Genomic DNA, 16,374 nt, shown 5'->3' with positions numbered 1-16,374 from the left:
GTAATTGGAACAGTTGAACAAGGTCTGACCGATTCTTTATCATAGCTCGATGCCCAATAAACCTCATCCATCGATTCTTGAGGCTTTGGCCATCAAGGTATTGACCCCAAGGATTCCAAAGAATTCCAATTGTTTTGCTACGTGGCTCAGAGTCTGACACTTTTTTTCCCTAACACGATTTCCAATTTGATCGCCGTGGCCATTCCACCCTCGAGATGAGTGTGGACTTGGAAAACGATTAATCTTCTGCGCTTTGAGGCTCTCAATTTGTAGTTGATGGAGATGAATTGGAGAACTCTCCAACGAGGGTCATGTTAACGCAACCCGCAAAAAAACCAAAGGACCGGCCACGCATGAGACCTAAGTCTCATGATGTTATACGAATTCTTGCCCCTTGGGAATCGTTGACGTTGGTATTTTTCCTCGCAATATGATGCGAATCGCTCAAATATCCAGGCCTCGAGCTATAACAGACAAGGTTCGCTTCTCAAGTCTGTAGGACTGGATCGCATTTGCATCTAGTCGCACCTGATAATCGGCTTTGAACCTCAATTATTTATCTTGGTAGACTTCACATGTCCGACATCGCTTCAATGAGTGGATGGCGAATTCATTCATGGTATGCTCACTCTGTACTTTCGCTATTTAAGTTGTGATCTGCCAGAGGGTTGTGATAAACTGCGTCACATACGAAGGTATTTGAGGCTCCGTTTCTTGGCGTCTGTCAACATCCAGCCAGATAATATCGTTTGGTCGAAATGAAGCTGGAGTCCTTCTAGGTCCTGGAATTAAAGGAGGTGCCAAAGTCTATCATCGGATACGGATCTTGTATGCATCACGGTATCGGAGTATTCTGAAGTATCATACGTGCCTCATGGCGAATGAAAAGATCATTAAGAGCATCTATCGCCTACGAAAGATTCTTCTAAATGTATGATGTACATTCACACGAGAGTACGAAAACCGCTGAAGATACTCGCTCAACCTCCCGCAAGATAGTCGTATTTTGCGGGCCCGAAACACTACCCTCGACGAAAGAAACCCTGGAAGCCATTTCCAGTAAGTATCCACTCTGGCGCATTCTTATTGTTCAGGGACCGGGCAGACAGCGCCGAATATGGACCTATTTGAAAAATAAGTCCCGAAGGGTATTGAGAGAACCTATTTCTTATCCATTAAGTCTAATGGCTGGGTTCCCGGGAAGGGTTCGAAGTTGGATTCCAGGAAATCGCAGGACAAATCCTAGTCTCTTTTCTCTCTGTTCACCTCAAAGACCAAACGTAATGTACCACCGGTCCTCATGGCTACACTCTCAAGAAACTTTGGACTTAATAAGCCAATTCAGCCCTTGGTTAGGCATCTCGTTAGGCGCACCAATATTGAAACCTTCGCTTTTTGAATTGCCACTACAAGGAACCATCAATATACACAAGAGCTATTTACCAGAATACCGAGGAATGCCTCCTGGCTTCTGGGAATTGCACGACGGGGCCCTTCAGTCAGGCGTAAGTGTCCATTGGGTAGCTCGGGGGTTGGACACCGGTGACATTATTGAGCAGAGACTCTTTAAGATTCCCAGCTATACAACACCTGGCGGCCTGGGCTCATTGCTTGATCAATTGGGTGAGGAATTGCTCTTGTCAGTTCTCTCTCAACTTGATTCCGGCGAGCAGCCTCGGACACCCCAAGAAAGAGCAAAGACCCCAACTCGATCTATCCCGCCATTTCTACTCAAACATAAAGTATGCAGAAGCTGCGAGAGAAGAAGATCCGCTCGGTTTTCTGTTCTTGGACGGCTTCGGAGTCTTGTGAAAACGTGCTTACTAATAGGATACGTTTTCGTCTTTGCTCCCTTCCGAAATCTGCTAAATCGTGTGCGCGGTACTTCTCATGTAACGATTCTGCTATATCACAGAGTGGATGATGAGTATCTCGACGATGTAACAGTGGGCATCGAACAATTTCAGCAACAAATCCATTTTCTTGCAAGTTCTTACCAGGTTCTAGACATGCCGGAATTTCTTGCTAGTCGAGGAGAGCCGCGAAGAAGGCCTGCAGTAGTAATTACTTTCGATGATGGCTACGAAAGCAATTATTTAGCTGCGAGACTTCTCCGACGTGAGGGCTTGCCTGCCACTTTCTTTATATCGACTCGCATAGTTGGTTCCGAACGGCCATTTCCTCACGATATCGAAAAACTGGGCAAACGAGTTCCCGCCCTGTCCTGGGAAGAAGCCTCAAAAATATTCGAATGGGGATTCCATATTGGACCTCATACTGCTACTCATGCAAATGTTGGAAAAATCAATTCTGAACAGGCAATCACCGAGATCCGCACATCAGTTGAAGATATCATTGCCAAGTTTGGAAGGGATGGTGCGGCTGAATGGTTTGCCTATCCATACGGCAAGTCAGACGACATTACAACTCATCTCCGTCAAGAGCTGGAAAAAATGGGGGTCTCGTGTTGCTTGTCGGCATACGGCGGGACGAATCCGCCAGAATTTAGTTTATTGGATATAAAGCGACAGGGGGTAGACCACAAGTTCAGCCTGTTAGCACTCCGTGCGATTGTTGAAGGATGGAAAGTAAGGACCAAATAGAGACCATTCTTCTACTAAACTATCGAATTGAACTGCCGAGTTATTGCTGCCACGGATTTCTCTATGAATGCTTGCGCTGCGAAAGAGTGTAGGTACCACGCTTCAACAACCAAGCTTCTGGTGAAGAAATGCCTGTATGCCTTGGACATCCATCCGGACCACAGCGGGAAAGCGTCTAACTAAGGCGTGGCACTTGCCAATCACGCGTGAGATATTGATTTCGAGTTACCAACCTTTTTCTGCCTATAGGAGAACTCGCTCGGTCAACATAAAATGTTTAGTCGTTGAAGTGCCTCCGTGGCAAAGGCGGTTTTATTATTTTATAGTCCTAGTACAGCCTTGCGATCCATTCTGACTATTCCATTTCTCAATACCCTTACATTTGAAGATCGACAACTCTTCTTTGGAAAAAATTGGACTACTATGCCGATTCGTTTAGCCTGTATTGTTGGGGCAAGACCGAACTTTATGAAAATGGCGCCAATAATCCGCGCGTTAGAAAACAACGAATTCGATGGCGAATTTGAAATACTTTTAATTCATACTGGGCAACACTATGATTCAAACCTATCGAATATTTTTTTTACCGAACTCGGTATGCGTCGTCCGGACGTGTCTCTTGAAATTGGTTCGGGAAGCCACGGAATGCAAACGGCTCGGATCTTAGAGGGAATAGAATCCGTGCTTCTGAAAGGCGCACCGAGCGGTGGAAAGTACGATTATGTGGTTGTAGTTGGTGACGTCAACTCTACTTTAGCTGCAGCACTTGCTGCGGCAAAACTGGGTATCCGAATCGCACATGTCGAGGCGGGATTACGAAGTTTTGATAAATCGATGCCTGAAGAGATCAATCGGATGGTAACTGATACCGTTTCGGATCTGTTACTTGTTTCGGAACCAGCCGGGGTCACCAATCTTGTTCGCGAAGGGCGTGCATCGGAAGATATTAAGTTAGTAGGAAACGTGATGATCGATACTCTCGTGCATATGCTGGATCAGGCGAAAGATATAGTGGTTGCAGAGCAGTTTGGAGTGAAGCCAAATCATTATGGAGTTATCACGCTTCATAGGCCGTCAAATGTTGACGATGTAAAAATACTGGCAGACTTGGTCGCGGTCCTAATCGATATATCCAGCCATATCCCATTAGTATTTCCTGTGCATCCACGTACAGAGCAAAAACTTGAGCAGGCAGGAATCAGGGTGAAACTAGAAAAAGCACCAAATATCCATTTGATGGGGCCTCTAGGATATCTCCCTTTTCTTTCACTAACCTCAAATTCACGTGTCATCGTGACCGACTCCGGAGGCCTCCAGGAAGAATCTACTTTCTTGGGTATACCATGCCTCACGCTTCGCAGTAATACTGAGCGTCCGATCACTGTAGAAATAGGGACTAGCACTTTGATCGGCAGCAATGCTGATTTGTTGCGATCCTCACTCCACGATGTGCTGCATGGGAAATATAAGTTGGGCCGTTGTCCGGAATTATGGGATGGCCACGCGGCCGAACGAATCGCAACAGTATTGACGAATTGATTTTGCCATTATCAATCGTGTAGGTCTAATAACGTAACTGCGTACTACCTGTCATAAATAATCCATCTCTTCGAAATCTGTCTCTTAGGAAAGTATGTTAATGCAGATACTCAATAAGAAAATTTCCGACAAGTCCGTGATAGTAGGCATTGTGGGGCTCGGCTATGTCGGGTTGCCACTCGCCCGAGCGTTCATCACAAAAGGCATCCGCGTCATCGGCTTTGATGTCGATCAGCGAAAAGTGGATCATTTGCTTGCTGGCCACAGCTACATTGGCCACCTCTCCTCCGACTGGATCGCTGGCTGCATCAAAGAAGGTTCTTTAGACCCCACGGCCGACATGAACCGGCTCGACGAACCGGATGCCATATTGATTTGCGTACCGACGCCCCTGACCGACAGCAGAGATCCGGATCTGAGCTACGTAGAATCCACAGCGCGGCTCATTGCCAAGCGATTACGGCCAGGGCAACTCATCGCGCTCGAAAGCACGACCTATCCCGGGACTACCCGTGATGTGATGTTGCCCATTCTCGCGACGAGTGGCCTCAAGTGCGGCACCGATTTCTTTCTCGCCTATAGTCCCGAGCGCGAGGATCCCGGCAATGTGGATTTCTCTGCAGGCAAGATTCCTAAAGTAGTTGGTGGATATGATGCTCAGAGCCTTCAATTGGCCGAAGCCCTCTACAGTGCGGCTGTAAGCGAGGTGGTGACTGTTTCCTCGTGCGAAGTGGCTGAAGCCTGCAAGATCTTGGAGAACACCTATCGCGCGGTGAATATCGCGATGGTGAATGAACTCAAAAAGGTCTACGATCGGCTGGGGATTGATGTGTGGGAGGTGATCGCTGCCGCCAAAACAAAACCGTTTGGTTTCCAGGCGTTCTATCCGGGCCCCGGCTTGGGAGGGCACTGTATTCCCATCGACCCCTTTTATCTAAGTTGGGTGGCTCGTAAGCACGACATGCCGACACGCTTCATTGAACTTGCGGGAGAAGTTAATGCGAGCATGCCAGAATACGTGGTGGAGCGGCTCGCCTTGGCGCTCAACGATGCTTCCAAGCCGATCAAGGGAAGTAAGATCTGCATTCTGGGAGTTGCCTACAAACGTGATGTAGATGATCCCCGTGAAAGCCCCTCTTTCCGTCTGATGGAATTGATCGCGGCCCGGGGAGGACAGCTGTCCTACAGTGATCCCCACGTCCCACGCCTACCAAAGATGCGGCACTACAAAGTTCCGGAACTAAGCAGCTGCGAACTCACCCCGAAGTTTCTGGCGGAGCAGGATTGTGTGCTGATTGTCACGGACCACTCGGCTTATGATTATGAGGCTATTGTGAAGCATAGCCAACTTGTCGTTGATACCCGAAACGCCTTGGCAGGAGTCTCAGCTACCGGTGCAACCATTGTCAAAGCTTAGCGAGACTTCACTAATCATTCGATTCAGTAGGGGATAATCTAACGATGGCGAGATTCTTAGTTACCGGCGGAGCTGGATTTATTGGTTCGCATCTCGCCTCTGCACTGGTCGACCAAGGAGAACAGGTCGTTGTGCTGGACAATCTCAGCACAGGACGGCGCGAAAATCTTGATCATCTCGAGGGGAAGATCACGTTTATTCACGGCGATTTGCTTGATCACGATTCACTCGAAGAGGCTCTGCGCGGGGTCGAGGTGGTCTACCATCAAGCGGCCCTGGCGTCGGTACCTCGGAGCGTGGCGGCCCCGATGGACACGCATGCGGCCTGCGTGACTGGAACGCTCCAACTGCTCGATCTATCACGAGCGGCTGGCGTCCGCAGAGTGGTCTACGCCGGTTCCAGCAGCGCTTACGGCGATCAACCCTTTCAGTCAAAACGCGAAGTCGATCTACCTCGACCCCTTTCCCCTTACGCGGCTGCCAAACTGGCTGGTGAGTATTATCTGCAGGCCTTCACGGCAACTTATGGCTTAGAGACGGTGACGATTCGCTATTTCAATGTCTTTGGACCTCGCCAGGATCCCAATAGTGAGTACTCCGCGGTGATCCCCAAGTTTGTGACGGCAATGCTCCGTGGCGAGCGGCCCACGATCTTTGGGGACGGTATTCAGTCGCGAGATTTTACGTTCATTGACAATGTCGTGAGCGGGAACCTGGCCGCTGCGAAGGCTCCCGGAGCAGTGGGTCGAGTCCTGAATGTCGCGTGTGGTTCGCAGATCGATCTGTTGCAGCTGGTGGGTTCCATCAACCGCGTCCTGGGCACGAAAATCGAACCGATCTTTGCCGATCGCAGGCCTGGAGATGTCAAGGAGAGCCTGGCGGATATTTCACTTGCACGGGAAATTCTTGATTACCAACCAGTGATCAACTTCGACGAAGGCTTAAGACGCTCGATTGACTATTATCGATCGCTTACCGGATAAAACAATGCTCTTCATTCAAGTAGGAGTTAAAGGTCCTGCCGAAATCAGGTTGTCCGGCCCCCTCGTGTCTGGAACAGAAATTCGTATTCACGTCCATCATACTGTCCCGATCAGGAAGGTTCGAAGTATGACAAACGACCTGCTCCACTTGCAAAGTCTTTTGGCCAGAGTGATTGGCATTCGGTTGGAAGCTGAATTGTGGGATTCGCAACCGAACGGAATCTTCTTCAACTTCTCTCTGTAGTCTTTGTAGCTTCGCTTTTGGCATTGGCAGTGGCTCGGTAGGCAACTTTCGAATCGGACCTGGTTCAGCACTCGTTGTACTAGGTAGGGACTCTTCGAGCGGCAATTTACTTTCGGAGCTTGGACCACTTTCGGATGCGGGACCGATCTCGAAGATCGGGCTGGGAAGTTCCACTTCCTCGCTAACGGGATCGCTTAACACGCAACCGCAATAGGCATCCCTCCATTCGGGTCCCGATGCCGGCCAGGCACCCCAACAGGTAGGTTTATGCCCATAAAAAACCGGGGAGGGCTTACAGGGGCAATGGAAGATGGCGTCTTCGCCCGCACACCAAGGCACCATCTGGCGAATATCGGTGGGGCATCTGAGTTCGGATCGACGTTTTATCAAGCAGCCGTGATGACAGCCTCCGAGCAGCAGCGTGCTACCCGTTAATAGGACTACGAATTGTTTCAGCATGGCAGGTTACAACAAGCCGCGGGGTGGCCTGCTCCCTAAATATGTTTGGCAGTGCGACTGCCGTGGGTCAAATTCTTAAGCTCGATTTTCGCAAAGTCTGGTCGCGGGTGACCAATGCGGAGTTGGTTTCTCAAAAGCCTCCAAAGCCTTGATTCGGTTGATTAAAGAACACGATGCGTTGTGCCGTCTGCGTACCCAGGAGGGTCACGCCAAAGATTCGCTCAAAGGGTGAAAAGAGTTTGCCGAATGCGGTATCCATGGCCACCAACTTATCCTCGGAGACGTACACGCGATCTCCGGGCATAATCTGATAGTTGGTCTCGATGTCACCGCGTTGAGTCACGGCCAGCCAATCGACGGGGAGAATTTGATCGCCTCCCTGTTCGTTGTAGCCCGGCCTGGCAATCCACATCCGTGTCGACGAATTCGATTGGAGTCCCTGAATCTGGCCGATAGCATCGAGTACGGTCTCATTGCCGCGTGCCGGTAGGATAGCGACCTGGTCACCCAGGCCGGCTCCTTGGGTGATCACGTAGTAGACCTTGCTGTTGTAGCCCAACACGTCGAGTGAGATTTGAGGGTCTTCCAAATACTGCGACAAATGAGCTTGGACAGTTGCCTGGGCTTCTTCGATTGACAATCCCACGACTCGCACCCGACCGTAGTGCCCCAGATTGACTTTTCCATCCGGGGCGACCAAGTGTTCACCGGCCACCTGCTGTTGGGCACCGATCTGTACGAGTGTGACCCAAACGGTGGGATCGGTATAAATCTCTTTCAGCTTGGCCAGGATCTGCTCCTGTAACTGTTCACTGGTGAGTCCTCCGGCCTGGATCGCACCTATCTCATGACCCAACTTGATCGACCCATCAGGCTGGATCGTGTACTCCCCATCGATCGCCTCGGACTGGGTCAATCCGGTCGTCGATATCGACAACACGTCAAAGACACGCAGCTGGTAGGGAGCTTTCGGGACGAGGCTAATCGCCTCAATCCGCAAGATATCCGGAGGCTCGATGAGATAATCGGGTAGTGTGACCTTGGCCTGCTCACGCGGTACATTGGCTGGAATGCAGGGTTGGGGCCCATCGGGCAGCCTTCCCGGATAGATGACTCGGCAACCACTGCTAGCCACCAGCAGCAACAGCAGCCAGCCGCACCATATGCGGTGGCTAATCTGCGAAGATGTATTGGTCTGTTCTAGCACTAAGATCTCCCCTCCCGGGAATAAATAGTGACTCGCCCCGCAAAACTTCAGGCGTTTACGGCAGGAGGCCGCAACTCGAATGAACCACTATTATCGGAATTATCGGATAACTCCGCCCAATCCTTGAGACTAGACATGCCAATTTGCCGAATAGATAATGGTAAGTGTCCTATTCAGTGGTAGTCCGAAATGCACGGACAGGGCCTGTATCAGGCTATTAAGGAAGTGTGGAGAAGCGGATGTCCTATAGAAAATTGCTCGGAATGGTTTTGCTAGCAAGTGGCTTCGTCGTCTCTTTAGGGCAACTTAGCACTGCGCAGGTTGCGCGCTATCAACCCCGCACACCCACGCTAAGCCCCTATCTCAACTTGGGGCGATTCAACGGAGGGGGATTGCCGAATTACTTTGCCCTGGTGCGGCCCCAGATTCGGCAACGTGAGTTCAACGTCCAAGCAGAGACACTTGCGCGCCGGCAAGCAACTGAGATCACTCAAATTCAGAATGAGGTGCAGCGTGATCTCATCCCTACCGCTGCCACGGGAACCGGCAGTTGGTTCATGACTCCTGGAACGCAGAATGAATTTCTCAACACGCGCAGCTTTTATCCTGAGCCGCTCCAGCGAGTGCCGCGACGGTAAATGGGGGAAAGGCTCCGTTTACTGTGTGATTGTCCATTGCCGTTCGAGCCCCAATTCGCGCTCCATGACTGCTCTGACGGTCGTATTTGAGTCGTAACTCATTGCAAAAGAATGACTTGGGGCATATGGCCGAAATCCAAGAGTCCGGAATCTTTCTTCAAAAATTCAGGCACAAATGATTGCGGAGTGACAGCAACCGGAGTATCATACGCCCGTAGGCCCATTAGTTCAGTAGAATGCGGGTTTCACTCATAATGAATCTCTGTTGTCCTCAACGCGATGATTTCTGCCGCTCAATCATGCGGTGCGTGGGTTGTTTCGTCCTCGCGGCAGCTTTCCTAGCTGGGGATAACTCCGAAGCTAGCATCATCCGGCCCGAAATGGCCACCTTTGTCTTAGAGGACGCTAATCACAGTCAGAGCAGTAGCATTGCGGCACCTGCTGACCAACCTGCTCCCAACCCTACTACCCCTGATCTGCACGACCTAGCACCGCTTCATGCGATGGGAACGGGTGGTGGGTCGTCTTCTGGTAGTTCTTCGGGGTCCTCAACAGGCTCAAGTCCTAACTCGACTTTAGCAGTTTGTTCTTTATCTTCGCCGCTCTTGGCTGGCTTTATCTTGACAGGCCAGGTGACTAGCGAGTTGCATTTATCTCTTCCTGCCACTCCGGGCACTGATCTCCTGAGACCGCCGCAAGCTGTCTGACGCAATAGTGGGACTGACACGCAGCAGAGCTTGTCGGTTGCCACTTTATCTAAGCTGCATGCCTAGATGAGCATGCGGGGTTTCGTCAATAGTTGCTTAATTCGTTGCATTGTCATGGGAGATTCAATCATGCGTAATTTTCTTCTTGGAATAGTAATTGTGTTGTTTGCCGTTGTGCCGGCTCATGCCAGTTTAGAGATTGTTGGAGGTGCAGGAGCTACTGCCGTGCCGGGGGGTAATGATTTTATGGCCGATCTTGCTGCATTGACACCTTCCCTTGACATGATATTCAACTCCGGTGCTGATATTAAAGTGAATGGGGCCGGCACTGTTTACTTCTATTACCACGGTGCCGAAAGTGGCTATACAAACGAATTTGTCACAGGCGGCACCTGGACCGCAGCCACATTTACTTTAGCCGGTGGAACTTCACTGGAAACTGAGGCCGACGAATCGTGGAGTTTTCCCGGCTCTGCAATCGGTTCAATTGCGGTCTCGGACGGAGATTTATTTAGTTCTTTGGGTATTGGTTTCAGAGTAAAGACTGCCGGAAGCGGGACACCGAAAGACGCGCTTGCAGGAACTGCGGGATTCGGTGTGTTTTATAACGATGGTCTCGGGTCTGCGGGAGATGGAACGTATAGCCAAGTGTTCTATGGATTTGATGACAATGGCGCTTCCGTAGATGATAATCACGATGACATGATGGTGAGCGCTGTTTTCGTACCGGTTCCAGAGCCTCTTAGTGTTGCCGTTTGGTCTGGCTTGGCAGTCGCTTTTAGTGTCGTGTCGGTCCTCTCAAAACGTCGTCAGGGTAGCAACTGCTGAATTTGGCAATCAGTTTGTACCCACGCGATATTAAACTTAGGTGAGCGCCGAACGCGGAATTCGTTTGGCGCTTACTCTTTAAAGGCTAATTTGACGCCTCCACGATTTACTGCGAAAGGACGAGTGATTTAGGACAAATCGGTCTTTTCCCCTATTATTGCCGAGGAGTTCGGGTTTATTAACAGACAATGTGGTCAAAATCCAAAGTTTGAGACTTCTCAGCCGACCTGCATGGTGAGGTTTGTAGATCTCAGGCAGTTTGCCACCGGCTCTGGAACTTTGTGGAAACCCGCAGGGCCTATTGAGGGAGAAATACTTTTTTTTCAAGGATTTCCTCGGGTAAAGCGTTTGTAGAGGTGCTGCTGGCAGGTTATCATGTGATCTGTTATACTGTTTGCCCTATCATGAGATTTGAATTTATGTTGGGTTCTACTCCCTCAATCACCGGCCTTTTGAAAGGCATATTGCCGTACTTGGCAGTGCTGTTCGTTTTCAGCAGCGGGTTTGCTGAGGCCAGCATCATGCGGGCTGAGATGCCGGAATTCAAGTTTGAAGAAACGGCCAGCGACTTGGGTACCAGTGCGCCCGCTGATCCTTCACCCGAATCGCCCGCCGAACCTAGCTTAGCAGAATTCGTAATTCATCATGCTTTGGGTAGCAGTGGTGGAAGCTCCTCAAGTTCTTCCTCGAGCCCTTCGCCCACTTCTAGTTCTAATTCAACCCTCGCGATCAACTCTCTCACAGTGAGTTCTCTTGCAGACTTATCTCTTACCGGCTGGGTCTGCGGCGAGCAACGATTCTCTCTGCCCAATCCCCCGGGCAACGATTTCCTAAGACCTCCTCAAGACTCTTCTTGCAGCATTTAGTCTCTGTCTCAGATTTTGAAATTGTTGTAATTAAATCGTCTTTCCAAGGAGATATCCCATGAGAATATTATTAGCCTCTTTGCTCGTGTGCAGTGCCGCCCAGGTGGCATCAGCATCAATTCAGCTTGATTTCGGAAAATTTGCAGCATCGGAGCTACCAGCGGGTCCCTTAAACACCCCTCAAGGGGAACGGGGCTACGGATTTGGAGCCCCCATAACTATCAACGGTGTTGGCTTAGACCTTTACGCCTGGAATACTACGAATGCGACAACTGGACCGCCGCTGACGAGCCAGGTGCTATCGACCAGTGTAGACACCGCCAATTTTACGAGGGGCGGTACTCCGACCCAAGGCGGGAGCAATAACGCCGGTCCGTATGCCTATTTGGACGGTAGAAGTTCTGGCAGATTGGGAGGGCTTGGGGCCTCTCAAGAGCTTACTGGCAGTTTTCAAGCAGATCCGTCTTCAGATGACAATGTTAGTGGAGTAGGTAGTATCACAAATGGTCGTGAGGTCGTAGGAATGATATTCGCCAGCAGTGCGACGATTGATGTGCTATCTTTTCGTGATCTGGACCACTACGCCGATCGCTTTACCTCTACTAACCTCATCGATGTTACTTTTGATAGTGGCAATACATGGGAAACGATTTCCCCTTCATCTGTTGATGGTACTTATGACTTTGGCGGTAGATTAGTATCTCAAGGCGACATTTTCGGTCTTGCTTTCAATAACACTCAGTTCTACCTCACATCCGCCGCGATCAACGTAGTCCCCGAGCCTTTGGCTGTCTTTACTTGGTTCGGATTGGCCAGCATTGGCGGAATCATGATCAAGCGGTTCAAGCAGGGCTAGCATTCGGAGGGGATTTCCTCTCTTGCCAAATTTTTTTCATGTGCGTCGGGCTCACCTAGGCCCGACGCTCTTTTTTTGCATTTATCCCACTTCTCTAGGAGCTACGGAAAATCTACGCAGGGATCATTCCTGGCATTGTGCCGTGGTTTCAATGGGAATGTGGAAACCCGCAGGGCCCATTGGGGAGAAATACCTTAGTTTTTTTATGGATTTATTCGGGTAAAAAGATAGTAGAGGTGCTGCTGGCAGGTTATCATATAAGTAGTTCTGCTGTTCGACCTCTTAGTTGGATCTATTTTGATGTTGGTTTCTAGCTCCTCAATTGCCGGCCTTGTGAAAGGCATCTTGCCTTGCCTGGCGGTCCTATTGCTGTTCAGTGCCGAGGCGGCTGAGGCCAGCATCATGCGGCCCGAGATGCCGGAATTCAAGTTTGAGGAAATAGCCAGCGACTTGGGTACCAGTGCGCCCGCTGATCCTTCACCCGAATCGCCCGCCGAACCTAGCTTAGCAGAATTCGTAATTCATCATGCTTTGGGTAGCAGTGGTGGAAGCTCCTCAAGTTCTTCCTCGAGCCCTTCGCCCACTTCTAGTTCTAATTCAACCCTCGCGATCAACTCACTCACAGTGAGTTCTCTTGCAGACTTATCTCTTACCGGCTGGGTCTGCGGCGAGCAACGATTCTCTCTGCCCATTCCTCCGGGCAACGATCTCCTAAAGCCGCCTCAAATGGGATGACTTCTGTTGGGCTTAGGCTGTGCACTTGACTTGCGTTGCTGCGTTGCCCTTTGCTCTGGGTTGGCCAGTCGGGCGAACCAATTTTTTAGTCATACCTTTTTTTTGAGATTTCGGTCTAAATTCTAAGAGGAGTTTTTCGATGAAAAAGATAACGTTTTTTGCTATTGTACTCATTGCTTGCAGTAGGTCCTCATTGGCCACCGCTTCAGTCGATGTCGGTGATACCATCCGCTTTCAAAATCGCGAAGGGACTACAGCTGGTGGCGAGTTTGGTCTTCAAAAGGAGACATCCCCAGGAATATGGTCCGGCGACCTTTTCCGGACGTTCTGTCTAGAACGGGACGAGACTATTGGTTTTGGGACGCCCTATACTGTCGATTCAATTAGTTCGACTGCCCATCTCGGCGGACAAAACACTAACTCTGGTGATCCAATTTCTGCCCAAACCGCTTGGCTATTTTACAACTTCACTCTTGGCACGCTGACTGGATACGATTATACGCCAAACAGTGCTGCTCGAATTGAGGACGCAAATAGACTCCAAAATGCATTCTGGAAGTTTGAAGGAGAAGACAATAATATTTCAGGTGCACTCGATGTACCGGATGCTGAATATTGGAATCTCGCAAATGCATGGTTTGGTTCGGCTTCTGACGCCGACAAGTTGTTCTACACTTCGCGAGTTATGGTCATTAATCCCGTTCAGGGTAACACACCCCGGCAGAGCATGCTCTACGTGGTTCCCGAAGCGTCAACAATCGCCGTTTGGTCGATCTTGAGCTTGGTCGGAGCTGGTGTTGCTTGTCGCAAGAACTCCGAGAAAATCTGCTAGTTGCCAACCCAACACCCCTTCCCGGTACCCCCGGGGAGGGGTAATAGGGACAAGAATTTTTATTCACGAATTCGATTGTTTTCCATTTTGCTTGATTTTTATCATTGCTATCAGTAATCCACTAGATTAAACTGTAGGCGTCACAGGATAGGCTGCAAATCACATGGATTGCGATAACCAGTAGAAAACCATGTTCAATCTCTCCCATCAAAGTGCTGAATTAAGCCGCCTTCGACACGGGATGTTGCATTGTGTCGCATTGGGGGTTGTAGTCTTGACCGGGGGAATGGCTCAAGCAAGCATCGTGCGTCCTGAGCTGCCAGAATTCAAATTTGAGGAAACGGCCGGCGATTGCAGTTCCAGTGCGCCGTCTGATTCTAGTCCTGAAGCGCCTGCTGAGGATATTCTAGAAGCATTAGTGATTCAGCACGCTCTGGGAGGCTTCGGTAATTCCTCCTCGAGTTCTTCAACTACTTCGAGTTCAACTTCTAATGTGGCGTTGAATTCACTCACAGGAAGTTCTCTTGCTGACTTGGCCGTAACCGGCTGGGTGTCTAGCGAGCTTCGATTCTTTTTGCCTACTCCTCCGGGCAATGATCTCCTCCGACCGCCTCAAGCGGTATGACCTGCGGGAGGGTGGCAGCCTTTAAAGTGGGCTAGTCACGCCTCCAAGCTAACCCGCCTTCGTGCGCCGCTGGTTAAGTCTTGCTCATGTCCAGTAATTGGACAGAGTGATCATTCAGTTATGCTTTTTTGGGAAAACCAAGGAGATAATCATGTTACGAAATTTATTTTTTTCGCTTTGTGTATTGAGTGTTTTTGTTGCCCAGTCGCAAGCATCACTTCAAATTGTGTCCACAAATAACGGTATTCCAGTTTCCACTGCGAACACTAATTACGTGAATTTTGATATTGGCTCTGTGACGGATAATGGAGGAGGCAACTATACAGCAGCAAATTATTCTTCTTCTGCTGACCCGCTAGGATCGATTGATGTGAATATAACTCCTAACTCTCAATTTGCCTCCTTGCCCAATACCTCCTCCTACGCAGCACCCTGGATTGGTCTTGGCAACGGTGCAGCGATGACGACTCTCTTCGGAAATCCTGCTTCGGATACCGGTGCTCAAGACTCGACACAGTATGTAAGTTCCGGAAGTAATCTTGGGAATACAACTAATGCTCAAGTTGAGCTTCTCTTTAGTAGTGGTCAACAGTACTTGGGATTGCTTTGGGGTTCGGTAGATAGTGACCCTGTAGATTACAATGAGCTTACATTCTATTTCGATGATAATACGACAGAAACGATTAATGGAACCCAGGTATCACTTGCTGCTGGCGGCAATCAAGGTGATACCGGCACTTACTATGTAAACATTGATTCAGATAAGCCGTTTTCCAAAGTTGTTGCGACGAGTTCCAAATTTGCTTTTGAGTTTGACAACCTTGCTTACTCAGTGGATCGTATTGTTCCCGAAGCTTCAACGATCGCCGTCTGGTCAGTGTTGAGCTTGATTGGCGTAGGTGCTGCGTATCGCAAGCGAGCCAAACTCGCCTGATACATTATGTCTTGATTTGTACGCTCGGTGGAGAGATGATCTCTCCGCCGAGAGTACACTTAAATATTGAATGCCTGTTGGTGTTCTAAGATTAAGATGTCGAGACTTGAGCAAACAACGGAACAGGCTCACGATCTTCTCAGAACGGAAACGTAATATGAGAACAACTATCCTTACTTGTGCCTTTGCTGTACTACTGAGCTTTGCTCCAGCAGTATCCGAGGCATCATTACAAATTGGTAGTAAGGTGACTTTTGATACCTCGCTACCCGGTACCTATGGTGGGCAGTTCTTGTTAACCGATGGCGGCTCGGACGCAGGAAAAGAAGTCTCAGCGTTTGAAACTTTTTGCGTTGAGCTGACCGAGTTTGTTGCCAATGGCGGAACCTACATGGTAACCGGCATCGGGGACATCACGGTTCAAGGTGGCCGAACGCTCACCAACTATGCTGCCTGGTTGTACACTGAATTTCGCCAAGGCACTTTGAACGGATTCAGTTCTTCAAGTACCAACGATGCGAATGCCTTGCAATATGCTTTTTGGCGAGAAATGCAATATTCCGATGCGGACATCAACAACGCCTTACCTGGTTCGCCAGCTGCCGCTTACAAAGCACTTTACGATGCTGAGTCTTGGCTAGCAGACTACATCGCCGATGGTAGCTGGAACAAGGCTGTAGGATACCTGGGCGCTGTCCGTGTGATCAATCTGCAGACGATCGATGGGAAGCATGCTCAAGATCAGCTAGTGCTTGTTCCTGAGGCGTCGACTCTGGCTGTCTGGTCTGTTTTGTGTCTGGCTGGCTTAATAGCTTACCGGAGACAGCTGGGATAAGATTCGCAGCGAACAGACGAACTTAATTTTTGCTAAACGGCACGGACTCATCTCCGTGCCGTTTTT

General features: G+C 49.7%; 14 protein-coding genes and 1 pseudogene. 14 read left to right on the top strand and 1 reads right to left on the bottom strand.

Features of this window, described 5'->3' with window-relative positions; all coding sequences use genetic code 11:
* Positions 1–929: 929 nt before the first annotated feature.
* The 6 genes and pseudogenes from Pr1d_RS26715 to Pr1d_RS25815 all read left to right on the top strand — a co-directional run.
* Positions 930–1,634, top strand: a pseudogene (locus tag Pr1d_RS26715) (formyltransferase family protein); the annotation flags it as partial.
* Positions 1,635–1,946: 312 nt separating this feature from the next.
* Positions 1,947–2,603 carry a polysaccharide deacetylase family protein gene (locus Pr1d_RS26320; protein ID WP_238476519.1) on the top strand — a complete coding sequence of 219 codons (657 nt, stop codon included), beginning with the start codon at positions 1,947–1,949 and terminating at the stop codon, positions 2,601–2,603.
* A 297-nt stretch (positions 2,604–2,900) separates the two neighbouring features.
* Positions 2,901–4,142, top strand: coding sequence for a non-hydrolyzing UDP-N-acetylglucosamine 2-epimerase (gene wecB / locus Pr1d_RS15885; protein ID WP_238476518.1), 1,242 nt, complete (start codon positions 2,901–2,903; stop codon positions 4,140–4,142).
* A gap of 94 nt (positions 4,143–4,236) precedes the next feature.
* On the top strand, positions 4,237–5,559 hold the full coding sequence (locus tag Pr1d_RS15880; protein ID WP_148074445.1) for a nucleotide sugar dehydrogenase: 1,323 nt from the start codon (positions 4,237–4,239) through the stop codon (positions 5,557–5,559).
* Between the two features lie 44 nt (positions 5,560–5,603).
* Positions 5,604–6,542, top strand: coding sequence for an SDR family oxidoreductase (locus Pr1d_RS15875; protein WP_148074444.1), 939 nt, complete (start codon positions 5,604–5,606; stop codon positions 6,540–6,542).
* A 511-nt stretch (positions 6,543–7,053) separates the two neighbouring features.
* Positions 7,054–7,221 carry a hypothetical protein gene (locus tag Pr1d_RS25815; protein WP_168205270.1) on the top strand — a complete coding sequence of 56 codons (168 nt, stop codon included), beginning with the start codon at positions 7,054–7,056 and terminating at the stop codon, positions 7,219–7,221.
* Between the two features lie 154 nt (positions 7,222–7,375).
* On the opposite strand, the gene Pr1d_RS15870 is transcribed toward Pr1d_RS25815, so the two are convergent.
* A complete protein-coding gene (locus tag Pr1d_RS15870) occupies positions 7,376–8,452 on the bottom strand; it encodes a polysaccharide biosynthesis/export family protein (RefSeq protein ID WP_148074443.1) in 1,077 nt (358 codons plus the stop codon).
* Between the two features lie 239 nt (positions 8,453–8,691).
* Here Pr1d_RS15870 and Pr1d_RS15865 point away from each other — a divergent pair, with 239 nt between their 5' ends.
* The 8 genes from Pr1d_RS15865 (at position 8,692) to Pr1d_RS15830 (ending at position 16,308) form a co-directional block, all read left to right on the top strand.
* The gene (locus Pr1d_RS15865; protein WP_148074442.1) at positions 8,692–9,090 is read left to right on the top strand and encodes a hypothetical protein; all 399 of its coding nucleotides are present in this window, start codon (positions 8,692–8,694) and stop codon (positions 9,088–9,090) included.
* Between the two features lie 836 nt (positions 9,091–9,926).
* Positions 9,927–10,625 (top strand): hypothetical protein, encoded by a 699-nt coding sequence (locus Pr1d_RS15860; RefSeq protein WP_148074441.1) that lies wholly within the window; start codon positions 9,927–9,929, stop codon positions 10,623–10,625.
* 404 nt (positions 10,626–11,029) lie between these two features.
* Entirely contained in the window at positions 11,030–11,491 is a 462-nt protein-coding gene (locus tag Pr1d_RS15855; protein WP_148074440.1) for a hypothetical protein, read from the top strand.
* A gap of 58 nt (positions 11,492–11,549) precedes the next feature.
* Positions 11,550–12,347 (top strand): hypothetical protein, encoded by a 798-nt coding sequence (locus Pr1d_RS15850; RefSeq protein WP_148074439.1) that lies wholly within the window; start codon positions 11,550–11,552, stop codon positions 12,345–12,347.
* A 300-nt stretch (positions 12,348–12,647) separates the two neighbouring features.
* On the top strand, positions 12,648–13,082 hold the full coding sequence (locus Pr1d_RS15845) for a hypothetical protein (RefSeq protein WP_148074438.1): 435 nt from the start codon (positions 12,648–12,650) through the stop codon (positions 13,080–13,082).
* 139 nt (positions 13,083–13,221) lie between these two features.
* On the top strand, positions 13,222–13,914 hold the full coding sequence (locus tag Pr1d_RS15840; protein WP_148074437.1) for a hypothetical protein: 693 nt from the start codon (positions 13,222–13,224) through the stop codon (positions 13,912–13,914).
* Between the two features lie 776 nt (positions 13,915–14,690).
* A complete protein-coding gene (locus Pr1d_RS15835; protein ID WP_148074436.1) occupies positions 14,691–15,473 on the top strand; it encodes an Npun_F0296 family exosortase-dependent surface protein in 783 nt (260 codons plus the stop codon).
* Positions 15,474–15,630: 157 nt separating this feature from the next.
* On the top strand, positions 15,631–16,308 hold the full coding sequence (locus Pr1d_RS15830) for a hypothetical protein (RefSeq protein ID WP_148074435.1): 678 nt from the start codon (positions 15,631–15,633) through the stop codon (positions 16,306–16,308).
* Positions 16,309–16,374: the final 66 nt, after the last annotated feature.

Source organism: Bythopirellula goksoeyrii (assembly GCF_008065115.1).
Taxonomy (GTDB): Bacteria; Planctomycetota; Planctomycetia; order Pirellulales; family Lacipirellulaceae; genus Bythopirellula; species Bythopirellula goksoeyrii.
The sequence above is the reverse complement of the archived record's forward strand: the minus strand, read 5'-3'. Positions and strand labels throughout refer to the sequence as shown.

What these genes read in the sequence shown, in the direction of transcription:
- Pr1d_RS15855 (WP_148074440.1), top strand. Translation starts at nt 11,030, where the DNA reads ATGAGATTTGAATTTATGTTGGGTTCTACTCCCTCAATCACCGGCCTT.
- Pr1d_RS25815 (WP_168205270.1), top strand. Translation starts at nt 7,054, where the DNA reads ATGCCCATAAAAAACCGGGGAGGGCTTACAGGGGCAATGGAAGATGGC.
- Pr1d_RS15850 (WP_148074439.1), top strand. Translation starts at nt 11,550, where the DNA reads ATGAGAATATTATTAGCCTCTTTGCTCGTGTGCAGTGCCGCCCAGGTG.
- Pr1d_RS15875 (WP_148074444.1), top strand. Translation starts at nt 5,604, where the DNA reads ATGGCGAGATTCTTAGTTACCGGCGGAGCTGGATTTATTGGTTCGCAT.
- Pr1d_RS15860 (WP_148074441.1), top strand. Translation starts at nt 9,927, where the DNA reads ATGCGTAATTTTCTTCTTGGAATAGTAATTGTGTTGTTTGCCGTTGTG.
- Pr1d_RS15845 (WP_148074438.1), top strand. Translation starts at nt 12,648, where the DNA reads ATGTTGGTTTCTAGCTCCTCAATTGCCGGCCTTGTGAAAGGCATCTTG.
- Pr1d_RS15840 (WP_148074437.1), top strand. Translation starts at nt 13,222, where the DNA reads ATGAAAAAGATAACGTTTTTTGCTATTGTACTCATTGCTTGCAGTAGG.
- Pr1d_RS15880 (WP_148074445.1), top strand. Translation starts at nt 4,237, where the DNA reads ATGTTAATGCAGATACTCAATAAGAAAATTTCCGACAAGTCCGTGATA.
- Pr1d_RS15865 (WP_148074442.1), top strand. Translation starts at nt 8,692, where the DNA reads ATGTCCTATAGAAAATTGCTCGGAATGGTTTTGCTAGCAAGTGGCTTC.
- Pr1d_RS15830 (WP_148074435.1), top strand. Translation starts at nt 15,631, where the DNA reads ATGAGAACAACTATCCTTACTTGTGCCTTTGCTGTACTACTGAGCTTT.
- Pr1d_RS15835 (WP_148074436.1), top strand. Translation starts at nt 14,691, where the DNA reads ATGTTACGAAATTTATTTTTTTCGCTTTGTGTATTGAGTGTTTTTGTT.